This window comes from Streptomyces sp. NPDC059785 (assembly GCF_042732375.1).
In the GTDB taxonomy this organism is placed as follows: Bacteria; Actinomycetota; Actinomycetes; order Streptomycetales; family Streptomycetaceae; genus Streptomyces.
Genome location: NZ_JBHWHV010000036.1, coordinates 24,967 through 41,565, shown reverse-complemented (window position 1 = coordinate 41,565; position 16,599 = coordinate 24,967). Strand labels below are relative to the sequence as shown.

The 16,599-nt window shown below is 72.9% G+C and carries 12 protein-coding genes; 10 read left to right on the top strand and 2 right to left on the bottom strand.

Translation table 11 applies throughout. The features are described 5' to 3' along the window. Window positions 1–103: 103 nt before the first annotated feature. From ACFV6E_RS25570 to ACFV6E_RS25535, 8 genes are all read left to right on the top strand, one after another. Window positions 104–1,633 carry a leucyl aminopeptidase gene (locus ACFV6E_RS25570; RefSeq protein ID WP_385176658.1) on the top strand — a complete coding sequence of 510 codons (1,530 nt, stop codon included), beginning with the start codon at window positions 104–106 and terminating at the stop codon, window positions 1,631–1,633. 260 nt (window positions 1,634–1,893) lie between these two features. Further along, the gene (lpdA, locus tag ACFV6E_RS25565; RefSeq protein ID WP_385464884.1) at window positions 1,894–3,282 is read left to right on the top strand and encodes a dihydrolipoyl dehydrogenase; all 1,389 of its coding nucleotides are present in this window, start codon (window positions 1,894–1,896) and stop codon (window positions 3,280–3,282) included. A 144-nt stretch (window positions 3,283–3,426) separates the two neighbouring features. Beyond that, on the top strand, window positions 3,427–5,256 hold the full coding sequence (sucB, locus tag ACFV6E_RS25560) for a 2-oxoglutarate dehydrogenase, E2 component, dihydrolipoamide succinyltransferase (RefSeq protein ID WP_385464881.1): 1,830 nt from the start codon (window positions 3,427–3,429) through the stop codon (window positions 5,254–5,256). Window positions 5,257–5,589: 333 nt separating this feature from the next. Further along, on the top strand, window positions 5,590–6,228 hold the full coding sequence (locus tag ACFV6E_RS25555; RefSeq protein WP_385173899.1) for a GntR family transcriptional regulator: 639 nt from the start codon (window positions 5,590–5,592) through the stop codon (window positions 6,226–6,228). A 268-nt stretch (window positions 6,229–6,496) separates the two neighbouring features. Continuing rightward, the gene (gene aceE / locus ACFV6E_RS25550; RefSeq protein WP_385464878.1) at window positions 6,497–9,199 is read left to right on the top strand and encodes a pyruvate dehydrogenase (acetyl-transferring), homodimeric type; all 2,703 of its coding nucleotides are present in this window, start codon (window positions 6,497–6,499) and stop codon (window positions 9,197–9,199) included. Between the two features lie 98 nt (window positions 9,200–9,297). After that, window positions 9,298–10,269, top strand: coding sequence for a helix-turn-helix transcriptional regulator (locus ACFV6E_RS25545; RefSeq protein ID WP_385173894.1), 972 nt, complete (start codon window positions 9,298–9,300; stop codon window positions 10,267–10,269). Between the two features lie 550 nt (window positions 10,270–10,819). Then, complete coding sequence (locus tag ACFV6E_RS25540; protein WP_385173905.1) at window positions 10,820–11,338, top strand: DUF4240 domain-containing protein; 519 nt, start codon at window positions 10,820–10,822, stop codon at window positions 11,336–11,338. 238 nt (window positions 11,339–11,576) lie between these two features. After that, window positions 11,577–11,759 carry a hypothetical protein gene (locus tag ACFV6E_RS25535; RefSeq protein WP_385173891.1) on the top strand — a complete coding sequence of 61 codons (183 nt, stop codon included), beginning with the start codon at window positions 11,577–11,579 and terminating at the stop codon, window positions 11,757–11,759. A 28-nt stretch (window positions 11,760–11,787) separates the two neighbouring features. Here ACFV6E_RS25535 and ACFV6E_RS25530 read toward each other — a convergent pair whose 3' ends face one another. Further along, the gene (locus ACFV6E_RS25530; RefSeq protein WP_385173902.1) at window positions 11,788–12,495 is read right to left on the bottom strand and encodes a peptidoglycan recognition protein; all 708 of its coding nucleotides are present in this window, start codon (window positions 12,493–12,495) and stop codon (window positions 11,788–11,790) included. Between the two features lie 1,245 nt (window positions 12,496–13,740). Here ACFV6E_RS25530 and ACFV6E_RS25525 point away from each other — a divergent pair. Next, entirely contained in the window at window positions 13,741–14,925 is a 1,185-nt protein-coding gene (locus ACFV6E_RS25525; protein WP_385464875.1) for a MarP family serine protease, read from the top strand. A gap of 87 nt (window positions 14,926–15,012) precedes the next feature. On the opposite strand, the gene ACFV6E_RS25520 is transcribed toward ACFV6E_RS25525, so the two are convergent. Then, on the bottom strand, window positions 15,013–15,537 hold the full coding sequence (locus ACFV6E_RS25520; protein WP_385173885.1) for a GNAT family N-acetyltransferase: 525 nt from the start codon (window positions 15,535–15,537) through the stop codon (window positions 15,013–15,015). Window positions 15,538–15,608: 71 nt separating this feature from the next. On the opposite strand from ACFV6E_RS25520, the gene ACFV6E_RS25515 reads away from it, so the two are divergent. Next, complete coding sequence (locus ACFV6E_RS25515; RefSeq protein ID WP_385464873.1) at window positions 15,609–16,526, top strand: TIGR01777 family oxidoreductase; 918 nt, start codon at window positions 15,609–15,611, stop codon at window positions 16,524–16,526. The last annotated feature ends 73 nt before the right edge of the window (window positions 16,527–16,599 follow it).

Sequence of the window (16,599 nt, the reverse complement as noted above, 5' to 3'; positions counted from 1 at the left end):
GTCCGAGCCGCCGCTCCGTACCGATCTAAGGTCTGTTGCACAGGCTTGGTCGACATACCCCGTTCGACCACCGCAATTTCAACGGAAGCGAGATTTCACCACCGTGACTGCTCTCACTCTCAGCACCGCCGCGGCGTCCGGCCTCAGGGCCGACGCCCTCGTGGTCGGTGTCGCGAAGGGCGCCAAGGGCCCGGTCCTCGCACCGGGCGCCGAGGCCGTGGACAAGGCGTACGACGGCAGGCTCGCCGGTGTCCTGGAGACGCTCGGCGCCTCGGGTGCCGAGGGCGAGGTGACCAAGGTGCCCGCCCCGTCCGGCTTCAAGGCGCCCGTGGTGGTCGCGGTCGGCCTCGGTGCCGCCCCGGAGAAGGACGAGACCCACGGCGCCGAGTCGCTGCGCCGCGCCGCGGGCACCGCCGCCCGCGCCCTGGCCGGCAGCAAGAAGGCCGCCTTCCTGCTCCCGGTCGCGGACGCCGAGGACGCGGGGGCCGTCGGCGAGGGCGCGCTGCTCGGCGCGTACTCCTTCGACGCGTACAAGGACAACGGCAAGGACGCCAAGGGCAACGGCGGCCGCAAGGCCCCGCTCGCCGAGGTCGTGCTGCTCGGCGGGAAGCCCCGCGACAAGGCGTACAAGGCCGCGATCGAGCGCGCCGTCGCCGTCACGGAGGAGCTCAACCGCGCCCGTGACCTGATCAACACCCCGCCCAACGACCTGACGCCGGAGGCCTTCGCGGCCGTCGCGCAGGCCGCGGGCAAGGAGCACGGCATCAAGGTGCAGGTGCTCGACGAAAAGGCCCTCGCCAAGGGCGGCTACGGCGGCATCCTCGGCGTCGGCGCCGGCTCCGCCAACCCGCCCCGGCTGGTGAAGCTCGCGTACACCAGCTCCAAGGCGAAGAAGAGCGTCGCCCTGGTCGGCAAGGGCATCACCTACGACTCGGGCGGCATCTCCCTGAAGCCCCCGGGCCACAACGAGACGATGAAGTGCGACATGAGCGGCGCGGCGGCGGTCTTCGCCGCGGTCGTCGCCGCCGCGCGCCTCGGCCTGGAAGTCAACGTGACCGGCTGGCTCGCGCTGGCCGAGAACATGCCCTCCGGTTCGGCGACCCGCCCCGGCGACGTGCTGCGCATGTACAGCGGCAAGACCGTCGAGGTCCTCAACACGGACGCCGAGGGCCGCCTGGTCCTCGCCGACGCCCTGTGGCGCGCCTCGGAGGAGAAGCCGGACGCGATCATCGACGTGGCGACGCTGACCGGCGCCATGGTGCTGGCGCTCGGCAGCCGCACCTTCGGTGTGATGGCCAACGACGACGCCTTCCGCACCGCGGTCACCGAGGCCGCGGCGGAGGCCGGCGAGGAGTCCTGGCCGATGCCGCTCCCTGCGCACCTGCGCAAGGGCATGGACTCCCCCACCGCCGACATCGCCAACATGGGCGAGCGGATGGGCGGCGGCCTGGTCGCCGGCCTGTTCCTCAAGGAGTTCGTGGGCGAGGGCATCGCCTGGGCGCACCTGGACATCGCGGGCCCGGCCTTCAACGAGCAGGCCCCCTTCGGCTACACCCCGAAGGGCGGCACCGGCTCCGCGGTCCGTACCCTCGTCCGGCTCGCCGAGCTGACCGCCGCCGGCGACCTGGGCTGACCCCCCGTACGGCGCACGGCCCCGGGCCCTGGGCCCGGGGCCGTCGTACGGCCTCCCCACTCCGCCGTACCGCCCGTACGTGACGGATGAGACGTCTCACACCCCGGCCCGGCGTCCCGGCAGTCACCGACAAGTGCGAAGATGGGTTCTCGGCAGGACAGGGCCCCCACCACAGGGCCGAAGAAACAGATGCGGCCGGACACCAGCCGCCGACCGGTCAGTGGAGACCGGCGTACGGCGCAATGCATGGAGGACGTGACGTGGCGAACGACGCCAGCACCGTTTTCGACCTAGTGATCCTCGGCGGCGGTAGCGGTGGTTACGCCGCGGCCCTGCGCGGGGCGCAGCTGGGCCTGGACGTCGCCCTGATCGAGAAGGGCAAGGTCGGCGGCACCTGCCTGCACAACGGCTGCATCCCCACGAAGGCCCTGCTGCACGCGGGCGAGATCGCCGACCAGGCTCGCGAGAGCGAGCAGTTCGGTGTCAAGGCCACCTTCGAGGGCATCGACATCGCGGCCGTCCACAAGTACAAGGACGACGTCATCTCGGGCCTGTACAAGGGCCTCCAGGGGCTCATCGCCTCCCGCAAGGTGACGTACATCGAGGGTGAGGGCCGGCTGTCCTCCCCGACCTCGGTCGACGTGAACGGCCAGCGTGTCCAGGGCCGCCACGTGCTTCTTGCGACCGGCTCCGTGCCGAAGTCGCTGCCGGGCCTGGAGATCGACGGCAACCGCATCATTTCCTCGGACCACGCGCTCAAGCTGGACCGCGTGCCGCAGTCCGCGATCGTCCTCGGCGGCGGCGTCATCGGCGTCGAGTTCGCCTCGGCCTGGAAGTCCTTCGGCACCGACGTGACGGTCATCGAGGGCCTGAAGCACCTCGTCCCCGTCGAGGACGAGAACTCCTCCAAGCTGCTGGAGCGCGCCTTCCGCAAGCGCGGCATCAAGTTCAACCTGGGCACCTTCTTCTCGAAGGCCGAGTACACCCAGAACGGTGTCAAGGTCACCCTCGCCGACGGCAAGGAGTTCGAGGCCGAGTACCTGCTGGTCGCGGTCGGCCGCGGCCCGGTCTCGCAGGGTCTCGGCTACGAGGAGGCCGGGGTCGCCATGGACCGCGGCTACGTCCTGGTCGACGAGTACATGCGGACGAACGTGCCGACGATCTCGGCGGTCGGCGACCTGGTCCCGACCCTCCAGCTCGCGCACGTCGGCTTCGCCGAGGGCATCCTGGTGGCGGAGCGGCTGGCCGGTCTGAAGACCGTCCCGATCGACTACGACGGCGTGCCCCGGGTGACGTACTGCCACCCCGAGGTCGCCTCCGTGGGCATCACCGAGGCCAAGGCCAAGGAGATCTACGGCGCGGACAAGGTCGTCGCCCTGAAGTACAACCTCGCGGGCAACGGCAAGAGCAAGATCCTGAAGACCGCGGGCGAGATCAAGCTCGTCCAGGTCAAGGACGGTGCCGTGGTCGGCGTCCACATGGTCGGTGACCGCATGGGCGAGCAGGTCGGCGAGGCCCAGCTCATCTACAACTGGGAGGCGCTTCCCGCCGAGGTCGCGCAGCTCGTCCACGCCCACCCGACGCAGAACGAGGCGCTCGGCGAGGCGCACCTGGCCCTCGCGGGCAAGCCGCTGCACTCGCACGACTGACCCGACCGGCCGGGTCTGTCCCGGCCGGGCCGAGCCCCAGTCACCGCGTCGCCCGGACGCGACGACCACAGACTTCCGCACCTTCCCCGTGCTCTCGACTAGGCTCGAGAAGGGGAGACCCATCGTTAAGGAGCAACAGAAACCATGGCGGTTTCCGTAACCCTTCCGGCGCTCGGTGAGAGCGTCACCGAGGGCACTGTCACCCGCTGGCTGAAGGCCGAGGGCGAGCGCGTCGAGGCCGACGAGCCGCTGCTCGAGGTGTCGACCGACAAGGTCGACACCGAGATCCCCTCCCCCGCCGCCGGTGTCCTCGCCTCCATCAAGGTCGCCGAGGACGAGACGGTCGAGGTCGGCGCCGAACTGGCCGTCATCGACGACGGCACGGGCGCGCCCGCCGCCGAGCCCGCGCCCGCGGCCGAGTCCGCCCCGCAGGCCCAGGAGCAGGTGGCCCCGCCGGCCCCCGAGCCGACCCCGGCCGCCGCCCCGTCCACCGAGGCCCCGGCCCCCGCCCCCGCCCCGACCGCGGAGGCCGCCTCCGGCGGCGGTTCCGCCGAGGGCACCGATGTCGTCCTGCCCGCGCTGGGCGAGTCGGTCACCGAGGGCACCGTCACCCGCTGGCTCAAGGAGGTCGGCGAGGAGGTGGCCGAGGACGAGCCGCTGCTCGAGGTCTCCACCGACAAGGTCGACACCGAGATCCCCTCGCCCGCCGCCGGCGTGCTCCTGGAGATCGTGGTCGGCGAGGACGAGACCGCCGAGGTCGGCGCCAAGCTCGCCGTCATCGGCGCGCCCGGCTCCGCTCCGTCGGCCGCCCCGGCCGAGGCTCCGGCCGCCCCGGCCGCCGAGCCCGCTCCCGCGCAGCCCGCCCCGGCCCAGGCCGCCCCCGCGGCGCCCGCCGCCCCGGCCGAGGCCGCTCCGGCCCCGCAGGCTCCGTCGGCTCCCGCGCCGCAGCAGCAGGAGACCCCGGCTCCCGAGCCGGCGCCCGCCGCCCCGGCTCCCGCGCCGGCCCCCGCCGCCCAGGCCCCGGCCCCGGCCGCGACCTCCGGTGACGACGGCGCCTACGTGACCCCGCTGGTGCGCAAGCTCGCCGCCGAGCACGGCGTCGACCTGGCCGGCGTCAAGGGCACCGGCGTCGGCGGCCGCATCCGCAAGCAGGACGTCACCGCCGCCGCGGAGGCCGCCAAGGCCGCCGCCCCGGCCCCGGCCGCCGCTGCCGCCCCCGCCGCGAAGAAGACCCCCACCCTGGAGGCTTCCCCGCTGCGCGGCCAGACCGTCAAGATGCCGCGCATCCGCAAGGTCATCGGCGACAACATGGTCAAGGCCCTGCACGAGCAGGCCCAGCTCTCCTCGGTCGTCGAGGTCGACGTGACCCGGCTGATGAAGCTGCGCGCCCAGGCGAAGAACTCCTTCGCCGCCCGCGAGGGCGTCAAGCTCTCCCCGATGCCGTTCTTCGTGAAGGCCGCCGCCCAGGCCCTGAAGGCCCACCCGGCGATCAACTCGAAGATCAACGACGGTGAGGGGACCATCACCTACTTCGACACCGAGAACATCGGTATCGCGGTGGACTCCGAGAAGGGCCTGATGACCCCGGTCATCAAGAACGCCGGCGACCTCAACATCGCCGGTATCGCCAAGGCCACGGCCGACCTGGCCGGCAAGGTCCGGGCGAACAAGATCACGCCGGACGAGCTGGCCGGCGCGACCTTCACCATCAGCAACACCGGTTCGCGCGGTGCGCTCTTCGACACGATCATCGTGCCGCCGGGCCAGGTCGCGATCCTCGGCATCGGCGCCACGGTCAAGCGCCCCGCCGTCCTCGAGACGGAGGAGGGTACGGTCATCGCCGTCCGCGACATGACCTACCTGACCCTCTCCTACGACCACCGCCAGGTCGACGGCGCCGACGCGGCCCGCTACCTGACCGCGGTCAAGGCGATCCTGGAGGCGGGCGAGTTCGAGGTCGAGCTGGGCCTCTGACGCGCAAGCGTGCGTGCACGTGTGGCGCCCCCGCCCGGAGAAGTCCGGGCGGGGGCGCCGCACGTTGTGGACAGGGGCGCGGGGAACTGCGCGGTTTTCAGGGGCGCGAGGAACTGCGCGACCAGCCACGACGAGTCCGCACGCGGCACCGGACCTCCCGCGAAGCCCTGGCGGCCGCCCCCGCGAAGGCTCGCGCCGTGCGACATGTAAGTCTCGTCTCACCTGCGCAAAAGCGCCCCCAAGCGCCGCTCCCCCACCCAGGCACGGCCTTATTGTCTAGACGTCGATGTCACCGGGCCCCGCCCGGCGCCCGCGCCCAGCGAAGGAGCCCCCATGACCGCGCCCGTCGTCCACTCGCTGCGCGAACAGATCCGCGAGCACATCGTGGAGGGGATCGTCAGCGGGCGCTGGCAGCCGGGCGAGCGCATCGTGGAGCGGCGGATCGCCACCGAGCTGGAGGTCAGCCAGACCCCGGTCCGCGAGGCGCTGCGCGAGCTGGAGTCCCTGCGGCTGATCGAGTCGGCCCCCAACAAGGGCGTACGCGTGCGCAATCTGTCCGCCGCGGACCTGGAGGAGAGCTACCCCGTACGGGCCGGTCTTGAGGCCATCGCGGCGGAGCTGGCGGCCGAGCGCCTGGCCGAGGACTGCTCGGCCCTGGAGCCGCACGTCAGCGCGTTGTACGAGGCCGACCGGAAGGCGGACGGCACCGCCCAGGTGCGGCACACCGTCGGCTTCCACCGCGAACTCGTCCGCGCCGCGGGCAACTCGGTGCTGCTGCACACCTGGGAGGGCCTGGGCATCGAGGTGTTCACGGCGCTGTCCATCCGCTGGCTCGGCACCGTGCAGCAGTCGTACGCCGAGGAGCACGAGGCGCTGGTGGACGCCTTCCGGCGGCGGGATCCGCTGATCGCGGACCTGGTGAAGTCGCATGTGCTCGGGTGCGCGCCGCGCCCTGACGGCGACGCAGCGTGACCTTGCTCGGACGCGCCCCCACCTGTGCAAACGCGCGCGGGAACAGTCATTTCCAAGGCACCCGGTGCCTGACCGAAAGGCACCGGGTGCCGACTTTCTCGATTTGAAGAGGTTTTCGCCTTCAACCCTTTGATCGATCATCGATCAGGGAGTTACAGTCACCGACGGACCCCAACCAGGGCCCGCCGCCCTGTCCTGCCAAAGACCAAGGGCACCCCCAACCCCTTACCGACGAGGGAACCCCCCTCCGCATCCGGAAGGCGGCGCAATGACCGACCCCACCGCAATCCAGCCGAGCGCGCTCGACCAGCTCCCGGACCGCGACCCGGAGGAGACCGCCGAATGGCAGGCCTCCCTGGACGCCGTCACCAAGGCGGCCGGGCCGCACCGTGCCGCGTACCTGATGCGCCGCACGCTGGAGCGCGCCGAGGGCGCCGGCCTCGCGCTGCCCAAGCTGCTCGAGACCGACTACGTCAACTCCATCCCGACCGCCGCCGAGCCCACCGTGGACGGCGACGAGGAGCTGGAGCGGAAGATCACCGCGTGGAACCGCTGGAACGCGGCCGCGATGGTCACCCGGGGCAGCAAACACGGCGTCGGCGGCCACATCGCCACCTTCGCCTCCGCGGCCTGGCTCTACGAGACGGGCTTCAACCACTTCTTCAAGGGCAAGGAGGGTGACGGGTCCGGCGACCAGCTCTACATCCAGGGCCACGCCTCCCCCGGCATCTACGCCCGCGCCTTCCTCGACGGCCGCCTCACCGAGGCGCACCTCGACAACTTCCGCCAGGAAGCGGGCGGCAACGGCCTGCCGTCGTACCCGCACCCGCGCCGCCTGCCCTGGCTGTGGGAGTTCCCGACGGTCTCCATGGGCCTCGGTCCCCTCTCCGCCATCTATCAGGCGCGCTTCAACCGCTACCTGACCAGCCGCGGCATCAAGGACGTCTCGCAGTCCCACGTGTGGGCGTTCCTCGGCGACGGCGAGATGGACGAGCCCGAGTCGACGGCGGCACTCGCGCTCGCCTCCCGCGAGGGCCTGGACAACCTGACCTTCGTCATCAACTGCAACCTCCAGCGCCTCGACGGCCCGGTCCGCGCCAACTTCAAGATCGTGCAGGAGCTGGAGGCCCAGTTCCGCGGCGCCGGCTGGAACGTCGTCAAGACGCTGTGGGGCACCGCGTGGGACGAGCTGTTCCAGCTCGACACCACGGGCGCGCTGGTCCGCCGTCTCCGCGAGGTCCCGGACGCGCAGGTGCAGACGTACCAGACCCGTGACGCCGCCTACATCCGCCAGGACTTCTTCGGCGCCGACCCGGCGCTCGCCGAGCTGGCGAAGCTGCTGAGCGACGACAAGATCCTGGAGTGTTTCCACTTCTCGCGCGGCGGCCACGAGGCCCGCAAGGTTCACGCGGCGTACAAGGCGGCCCTGGCGCACAAGGGCGCGCCGACCGTCATCCTCGCCCAGACGGTCAAGGGCCACACCCTCGGCAAGGGCTTCGCCTCCAAGAACGCCAACCACCAGATGAAGAAGCTGACGGTGGACGAGTTCAAGGAGATGCGCGACCTCCTGGAGCTGCCCATCGCGGACAGCGCCTTCGCCGACGGCCAGGTGCCCTACGGCCACCCGGGCGCCGACTCCCCCGAGGTCCGCTACCTCCAGGAGCGCCGCGCGGCCCTCGGCGGCCCGGCCCCGGCCCGCCGCACGCACGCCCTCGCGCCGCTGCCCGCCCCCGCCGACAAGGCGTTCGCCGCCTTCGACAAGGGCTCCGGCTCGCAGAACGTGGCGACGACCATGGCCTTCGTCCGGCTGGTCAAGGACCTGGTCCGCGACAAGCAGTCAGGCAGGCGCTGGGTCCCGATCGTCCCCGACGAGGCCCGCACCTTCGGCATGGAGTCGCTGTTCCCCTCCCTCGGCATCTACTCGCCCAAGGGCCAGACGTACGAGCCGGTCGACCGCGACCAGCTGATGTACTACAAGGAGGCCAAGGACGGCCAGATCCTCAACGAGGGGATCACCGAGGCCGGTTCCATGGCCGACTTCATCGCCGCGTCGACCGCGTACGCGACGCACGGCGAGGCGATGATCCCGTTCTACATCTTCTACTCGATGTTCGGCTGGCAGCGCACGGCCGACCAGATGTGGCAGCTCGGTGACCAGCTCGGCCGCGGCTTCCTGGTCGGCGCCACGGCGGGCCGCACCACGCTGACCGGCGAGGGCCTCCAGCACGCCGACGGCCACTCCCCCGTCATCGCGGCGACCAACCCGGCGGCGCTGTCGTACGACCCGGCGTTCGCCTACGAGGTAGCGGCGATCGTCAAGGACGGTCTGCGCCGGATGTACGGCGAGGCGGCCCCGGGCGAGGACCAGAACGTCTTCTACTACCTGACGGTCTACAACGAGCCGCTGCCGCAGCCCGCGAAGCCGGCCGCCCCCGGCATCGACGAGGGCATCGTCAAGGGCCTGTACCGCTTCAACACGGCGGAGACGGCGGGCCTGACCACGCCGGCGAACGCCCCGCGCATCCAGCTCCTGGGCTCCGGCACGGCGATCCACTGGACGCTCGACGCCCAGAAGCTGCTCGCCGAGGAGTGGGGCGTGGCCGCCGACGTATGGTCCGCGACCTCCTGGACCGAGCTGCGGCGCGACGCGCTGGAGGCCGACGAGGCGCTGCTGCGCGGCGAGGAGCGGGTGCCGTTCGTACGCCGTGCGCTCCAGGGCGCCGAGGGCCCGGTCCTCGCGGTCTCCGACTACATGCGCCAGGTCCCGGACCAGATCGCGCAGTGGGTCGAGCAGGACTGGTCCTCGCTGGGCGCGGACGGCTTCGGCCTCTCCGACACCCGCGAGGCGGCCCGCCGCCACTTCGGCGTGGACGCCCAGTCGATCGTCGTAGCGGCGCTGGCCCAGCTCGCCCGCCGCGGCGAGGTCAAGGCGACGGCCGTGAAGGAGGCGCGCGAACGCTACGGCCTGTAGGTCTCCTGGTCCCGAGGGGCCGGACATCCGAAGGGATGTCCGGCCCCTCGGCCGTACCCGCACGCCTGTCCCCTCCCCGTACCCCGCATGATGTCGGTATGCGCGCTGCCCGCCTGATCAAGATGGTGCTGCTGCTCCAGTCCCGGCCGTCGATGACCGGAGCCGAGCTGGCTCGGGACCTTGAGGTGTCCGAGCGGACGGTGACCCGGGACGCGCAGGCGCTTTCCGAGGCCGGCATCCCGGTGTACGCGGACCGGGGCCGGGCGGGCGGCTACCGGCTGATCGGCGGCTACCGCACCCGGCTCACGGGCCTGGCGCGCGGGGAGGCGGAGGCGCTGTTCCTGTCCGGGGTGCCGGGCCCGCTGCGCGAGATGGGGCTCGGGGACACGGCGTCGGCGGCCCGCCTCAAGGTCTCGGCCGCACTGCTGCCCGCCCTGCGGGACGCCCCGCGCACGGCGGCGCAGCGCTTCCACCTGGACGCGCCCGCGTGGTTCGCGGAGCCCGGAACCCCGGAGCTGCTGCCCGCGGTGGCCGAGGCGGTCTGGGACGACCACCGGATCGACAGCCGCTACCGCCGCGGCGAGGAAGAGGTGGAACGGACCCTCGAACCGTACGGGCTCGTGCTGAAGGCGGGCGTGTGGTACCTGTGCGCCCGGGAGCCCGTGTCGGAGTCTTTCCGGGTGTACCGGATCGACAGGTTCACGTCGGTGACCGCCACCGAGGAGGGCTTCGACCGTAACGAGGACTTCGACCTGCCGGACTTCTGGGCGGCCCGGTCCGCGGAGTTCGCCCGCTCCATCCTCCGGGCGACGGTCACCGTACGGCTCACCGCGGAGGGCGTACGACGGCTGCCGTACGCCGTCGATCCGGCAGCGGCCCGCGAGGCGCTGGACGCCTGCGGCGAGCCGGACGAGGGGGGCCGTGTCACGCTCACCCTGCCCGTGGAGTCCGAGGACGTGGCCCACACCCAGCTCACGGCCCTCGGCCCGGAGGCGGAAGTCCTCCACCCGCCCACCCTCCGCACCCGCTTCGCAGCAGACGCGGCAAGGCTGGCGGCGCTGTACCACTGAGGTCCGCCCCGCGCATGGCCGCCGGGCGCACGACGGGACTGCCCGCACCTCGCACCCCCACCACCCGCAGCCGCGTACGCACGGGAGGGGCCGTGCCGGTACATCACATGCCCGTCGCTTGCGTGGTCGTACCGAGAGGGCACCTTGGTCACCGAGTCGGGCGACCGCGCAAGCGACGGGCGGATGTACCGGCGCGGCCCCGCCCCACGTCCGAGCCAGGCACCACGACGGACCGCCAGACGCCCGCGACGGACCGCCGGGCGCCCGCGACGGACAGCCGGGCGCCCAACGCGGTCGCCTCCCCGGCGAAGGTCACCGTGCGCCCGGTTCGCGGTACCGGCGTGCGCCTCGGCGTGTGAGGGCGGCGGGCGAACGCTCGGATAGCGCCAAGGGTGGGCTGCTTTCGGCCGGACGGTGGCGACGGGATGGGCACCGATGTCGCGACTGGCACCACCCCCACCTGCGGTTTCCCCTCGTCGCGCGGGCGCGCACAACAATCTGCGGCACTCCGCGTGCGTCCCCCTCCGCGAGGCCCGATGCTTGACCCGTGATGGACGAGACGGAGTTCTGGGAGCTGGTGGACGCCACCCGCGAGGCCGCCGAGGGCGACCCCGAGGAACAGGCCGACCTTCTCGTCGAGCGGCTCCTCCAACTGGACCCGGACTCGGTCCTGGACTTCGCCCGGCATTTCGAGTCCCGCTACAACCGCGCCTACCGCTGGGACCTGTGGGGCGCCGCGTGGATGCTGCTCGACGGCGCGAGCGACGACGCCTTCGACTTCTTCCGGTGCTGGCTGATCGGCCAGGGCCGCGAGGTGTTCGAGGGCGCCCTGCACGACCCGGACTCGCTCGCCGGCCTCCTGGACGACTTCGACGAGGAGATCGACGGGGACGGCGAGGAGCTCGGCTACGCGGCCGACGAGGCGTACGAGCAGCTCACCGGCGTCGTCGCCCCCGACCTGGGAATCCCGCCCGCCCCGCCCGAACCCGAGGGCACCCCGCTCGACTTCGAGAACGACGCCGTGCTCGCCGAGCGGTACCCACGGCTGTGGGAACGCTTCAGGGACTGATACCCCCTGCTGCCCGCGCCCCGCCCGCACTCAGCGTTGGCGCCGCACTTCCCGTACGGACGCCGCTGTCGCGAGATACGCGTCGGAGGCCGGCAGCCCCCGGGGGCCCGGTCGGTCCCGGTCGGCCGACGATCCGCCTCGGTCGGCCGACAATCCGCCCTGGTCGGCCGACGATCCACCCCGGTCGGCCGGCGCATGCAGCGGCGGTGCCGCGTTAGCGCGGTCCAGCGCGGACGCCGTGACGGCGGCCGGACCGACCACGACCGTCACCACCGCGCAGGCCACGGTCCACGGACTGCGCAGGGCCCGGCTCCACCGGACGGTCCGCTTCGTACGACTGCTGCTCATCTTCCCCACCTCCAGTCGGCTGTACGACGAGGTTAGGAAGCGCGGCGATGAGGACCCCTTGGGCGGACTGTGACCTTTCTGTGGACCCACCAGGGGTGCACTCAGCCATCGCGCCCCTGCAACCGCGCCGCCCGTTCGCGCATGGCGGGCAGCCGGGCCGTCAGGGCGGCGCCCGGGCAACTGGTCATGAAGCCCGCGTTGTGACCGGCGAGCGCGGGCAGCCGGGCGGTGCTGCCGGCCCGGTAGCGGCTGAGGTCGTTGCTGGAGACGAGGGGCACCCGGGTACGCGGGTCGATGTCCGAGAGGCCGAGCTTCCACGCGGCGAGCGCGGCGATGGCGTCGGTCATCGCCGACGGCACCGGCGTGCCCGCGGTGAAGGTGCCGATGGCCGCGATGCCGGCGGTGCGGTGGTTGAAGCCCTGGGTGTGGGCGCCGGTGACGGGCCGGCCGACGCCGCCCGCCCGGCCCTCGAAGATCGTGCCGCAGCGGTCGACCAGGAAGTTGTAGCCGATGTCGTCCCACTCGCGGGCGCCGATCTGCCCGGCGTACAGGTCGCGGATGATACGGGGCGAGTCGGCGCAGTCGTACGTGTTCGGGGAGTCGGTGTGGTGCACGAAGACCGCGGTGACGCGGTCGTCGTAGCGCGGGGGCGGCTGTTCGTGGGCGCGGTCGTCGATCCACCGCGAGCGTGGCACGACGGGCGGCTCGGGGGCCCGGTGCTGCCCCGCGGCCCGCGCCGTCGCCGGCCGCCCGCCACGGTCCCCGGAACCGCCGCCGGCCCCTAGGACCAGCACCACGACGACGACCATCCCGGGCACGCAGGCGAGCGCGACCCACCAGCCACCGGAAATCCCCGCTGCCCGCGCGGGGGACCGGGGCGAGGGCCGGGACGCGCACCGTTTGCGGAGAAGCCGGACGGACGGCCTGGCCGAGCACCGGGCCGGGAGAGGCTGGGCTGACGGCCGGGGAGCGGGAGGTGCCGGAGGCCGGGACGCGAGACGCGCGGGGAGAAGCCGAGCCGCGAGCCGTGCCGGGAGAAACCGGACCCACAGCCGAGGCGACGGTCCGGCCGCGGGCCGTGCCGGAGGCGGTGCCGAAGGCCGCGGCGGACGCCGGGCCGAAAGCCGGGTCGGAGGTTGGACCAAAGGCCGGGTCGGAGCCTGGGCCGAAGGCTGGGCCGAAGGCCGGGTCGGAGCCTGGGCCGAAGGTTGGACCGAAGGCTGGGCCGAAGGCCGGGTCGGAGCCTGGGCCGAAGGTTGGACCGAAGGCCGGGCCGAAGGCCGGGTCGGAGCCTGGGCCGAAGGCTGGACCGAAGGCTGGGCCGGCGGCCAGGCCGAAGGCTTGGGTGCGAGCCGAGTCGGGGGCTGGGCCGAAGGCCGGGTCGGAGGTGCGGGTGCGAGCCGGGACGGACGAAGCCGGGTCCGGAGTCGCGCCGTGTACCGGGAAACACGCGTGCTCGGCGCATCGCCGGGATCCGGCGGGCGTGCGGCACGCGCAAGGTGCGCTGCGCGCGCCCCGGCCAGCAACCGCGCCGCCCACCACCGCGCCACGGACCCCGAGCGCACCACCGATGCCCGCTGCCCCACGGACGATGCGCGCGCTGCGGACGGTCGCTGTCCCACGGAACCCGAGCGCGTCTCGGGTGACTGCTGCGTCTCGGGGCGCGAGCACGTCTCGGGCGACCGCAGCGTCTCGGCACCCGAGCACGTCTCGGGCGGACGCTGCGTCTCGGGGCGCGAGCGGGCCGTCAGCCACCGCCGCACCGCCCCCGGTATTCGTTTCCCGCGCATCCGTCTCCCGCAGATCCGTCTCCCCGCGCGCTCCGGAGAAGGCACGCATGTCCTCGCCCTCACCCTCACCCGCATCGGGCCGGTCCGCGATGTGTGCTGTGCCACCCGGTGGAACCATCGTCCCGGTCCGGGACGTTTTAACAGGTCCAGGCAGGTCCACGCAGGTCCACGCACGCGTGCCCGATGACGAGGCGTACGCGCGCGTGCCTGATCACCGGACCCGCCCCGCGCGTACTAAGGGGCACTGAGAGAAAGGCGGCCGGAGTGGACCTGCTCGACATCCTGCTGTTGCTGGTGATCCTGGCCTACGCCGCGTCCGGCTACCGCCGGGGCCTGGTCGCCGGCTGTGTCTCGCTGGCCGGTTTCGTGGGCGGAGCCGTGATCGGCGTCTGGCTCCTGCCGTGGGTGATGGACCTGGTCGACGCGGGCACAGCGGCGGCGACGGTGGCCGCGGTGCTGACCGTGCTGCTGCCCGCCGTCGTGGGCCAGGAGCTGACGGGACGGCTGGCCCTGAAGCTCCGCCGCGAGCTGGACCGCGGCCCCCTCCGCGTGGCCGACGGAATCGGCGGCGCGGCGGCGAACGGCGTGGCCGTGCTGCTCGTGGCCTGGGTGGCCGCGAGCGTCCTCGGTGCCTCGTCCTCCGCCGTGGTGACCCAGTCGATCCGCAACTCCGTGCTGCTCGGCACCGTGCAGGACGCGATGCCGGACACCACGCCCTCGTGGTTCTCACGCGCCACGTCGGCCCTCGCCGAGGCGGGCTTCCCCCAGGTCTTCAACCCGTTCGAGAACGAGCCGGCGGCCGGTGTCGCCAAGCCCTCCGGCGACAGCGTCACGGCGAGCGCCACGAACGCGGCCAAGCTGAGCACCGTGAAGGTCGAGGGCGCCGCGGGCGACCAGGGCCGCGAGGGCAGCGGCTTCGTCTTCGCGGCGCGGCACGTGATGACCAACGCCCACGTGGTGGCGGGCATAGACGAGCCCACCGTCCGGGTCGGCGGCGTCGGCGCGGCGTACGAGGCGACGGTCGTGCTGTTCGACCCGGACAAGGACGTCGCCGTGCTGTACGTACCGGAGCTCAAGGCGCCGGTGCTGCGCTTCGACGACACCGCCGCCCGGGGCGATTCGGCCGTCGTCGCGGGCTATCCGCAGGACGGCGGCCTCGACCTCCAGGCGGCGACCGTCGCCTCCCGGCTCGACGCCCGCGGCTCGAACATCTACAACACCGGCCCCGTCACCCGGGAGATCTACTCGGTCCGCTCCACCGTCCGCCCCGGCAACTCGGGCGGCCCGCTGCTCACCACCGACGGCCGGGTCTACGGCGTCGTCTTCGCCCGCTCCACCTCTGACGACGAGACGGGGTACGTGCTGACGGCCGACGAGGTCGCGGGCGACGCCGAACGCGCCGCGAAGGCTACGGCGCCGGTCGACACGGGTGATCTGGTCACGTCCTGACGCCTGAACACGTTCCGACGCCGGGCGCCAACGCGTGTTCCGATACCGACGCCGGTCGCCGACGCGCGTTCCGGCGCCGACGCCGACTCAGAGTTCGCGGCCCATCAATACGTCGTCGACGTACTCCCCCTCGATCAGCATCTCCCCCGGCAGCACGCCCTCCACCACGAAGCCCTCGGACTCGTACAGCTTGCGGGCCGGGGTGTTGTGGCCGAGGACGCGCAGGGTGATGCGGCGCGCCCCGAGGGCCTTCGCCTCCGCGCAGGCCGCGCGCAGCAGCGCCCGCCCGACCCCGGCGCCGCGGGCCCGCTCGGCGACGGCGAGCCCCTGGATCTGGCGCACGTGGGAGTTGGCGGCGAGCGGGGTGGCGAAGCCCAGCCGGACGTAGCCGACGACGGTGGCCCGATCGACGGCGCCGTCGACGGCAGCGGCGTCGTCGACGAGCTCGGCGACCAGATGCTGCCGCGGCCCGCGCCGCTCGTCGAAGAAGGGCCCGTACGGCGGCTGCGGGCGCGGCTGGACGGCGTGCACCGGGGACCAGGTCTCCCGGTCGAGCCGGCCGAGCGCCTCCTCGTCGGCGAGGGTCGCGTGACGTATGTGCACGGTGGGCATGCGCGCAACTGTACGGCGGAAATGCCCCGCCCTGACCGGCGTTCCACCGGCCGACGCGACAGGATGGGCCCATGAACGACTCACCGCTTCCCCCCGGTTCCCGTGTCGTGATCGCCGGTGCGTCCGGCCTGATCGGCTCCGCGCTGGCGGACTCCCTGACCGCGGACGGCCACGAGGTGGTGCGTCTGGTGCGCCGGGCGCCCCGCGACGATCGCGAGGTGCGCTGGGATCCGGAGGCGGAGCGGATCGACGCGGCCGGGCTGATCGGGTGCGCGGCGGTGGTCAATCTCGCGGGTGCCGGGATCGCCTCCCGGCGCTGGACGGACGCGTACAAGCGGCGGATCCGCGACAGCCGGGTGCTCGGTACGGCCACCCTGGCCGAGGCGGTGGCCGCCCTCGACGTGCCGCCGCGCGTCTTCGTGAACAGCAGCGCGATCGGGTTCTACGGCGAGACGGGGGACCGCGCGGTGGACGAGACGGCGCCGCCCGGCGACGGGTTCCTGCCGTCGGTGTGCGTGGAGTGGGAGGAGGCGACCGCGGCCGCGCAGGAGGCCGGTGTCCGGACGGTGTTCGCCCGTACGGGGCTGGTGGTGGCTCGGGGCGGTGGTGCGTGGGGGAAGCTGTTTCCGCTGTTCAAGGCGGGGCTCGGGGGGCGGCTCGGTAGTGGTCGGCAGTACTGGAGCTTTATCGCGCTGCACGATGAGGTGGCCGCGCTGCGGCATCTCATCGACACCGGGTCGCTGTCGGGGCCGGTCAATCTGACGGCGCCCGAGCCGCTGACCAATGCCGAGGTCACGGCCGCGATGCGGCGGGTGCTGCACCGGCCCGCCCTCTTTCCCGCCCCGGCGCCGGTGCTGCGGGCGGCCCTCGGTGACATGGCCGGTGACATCCTGGGCAGTCAGCGCGTGCTGCCCCGCCGGCTGCTCGCCTCGGGGTTCACGTTCGCGTTTCCCGGCATCGACTCGGCTCTGCGTTCGGCGCTGCGCTGACTTTCGGGCGGCATGCCGTGGGCCGGGGCGACCTGGGGTGCCGGAGCGCCGACGGCAGGTGGGGGCGCGGGGC

Excerpts from the sequence above, each read along its gene's own strand:
- sucB (WP_385464881.1), top strand. The coding sequence starts at position 3,427 with ATGGCGGTTTCCGTAACCCTTCCGGCGCTCGGTGAGAGCGTCACCGAG.
- ACFV6E_RS25555 (WP_385173899.1), top strand. The coding sequence starts at position 5,590 with ATGACCGCGCCCGTCGTCCACTCGCTGCGCGAACAGATCCGCGAGCAC.
- aceE (WP_385464878.1), top strand. The coding sequence starts at position 6,497 with ATGACCGACCCCACCGCAATCCAGCCGAGCGCGCTCGACCAGCTCCCG.
- ACFV6E_RS25545 (WP_385173894.1), top strand. The coding sequence starts at position 9,298 with ATGCGCGCTGCCCGCCTGATCAAGATGGTGCTGCTGCTCCAGTCCCGG.
- ACFV6E_RS25540 (WP_385173905.1), top strand. The coding sequence starts at position 10,820 with ATGGACGAGACGGAGTTCTGGGAGCTGGTGGACGCCACCCGCGAGGCC.
- ACFV6E_RS25530 (WP_385173902.1), bottom strand. The coding sequence starts at position 12,495 with ATGGTCGTCGTCGTGGTGCTGGTCCTAGGGGCCGGCGGCGGTTCCGGG.
- ACFV6E_RS25520 (WP_385173885.1), bottom strand. The coding sequence starts at position 15,537 with ATGCCCACCGTGCACATACGTCACGCGACCCTCGCCGACGAGGAGGCG.
- ACFV6E_RS25515 (WP_385464873.1), top strand. The coding sequence starts at position 15,609 with ATGAACGACTCACCGCTTCCCCCCGGTTCCCGTGTCGTGATCGCCGGT.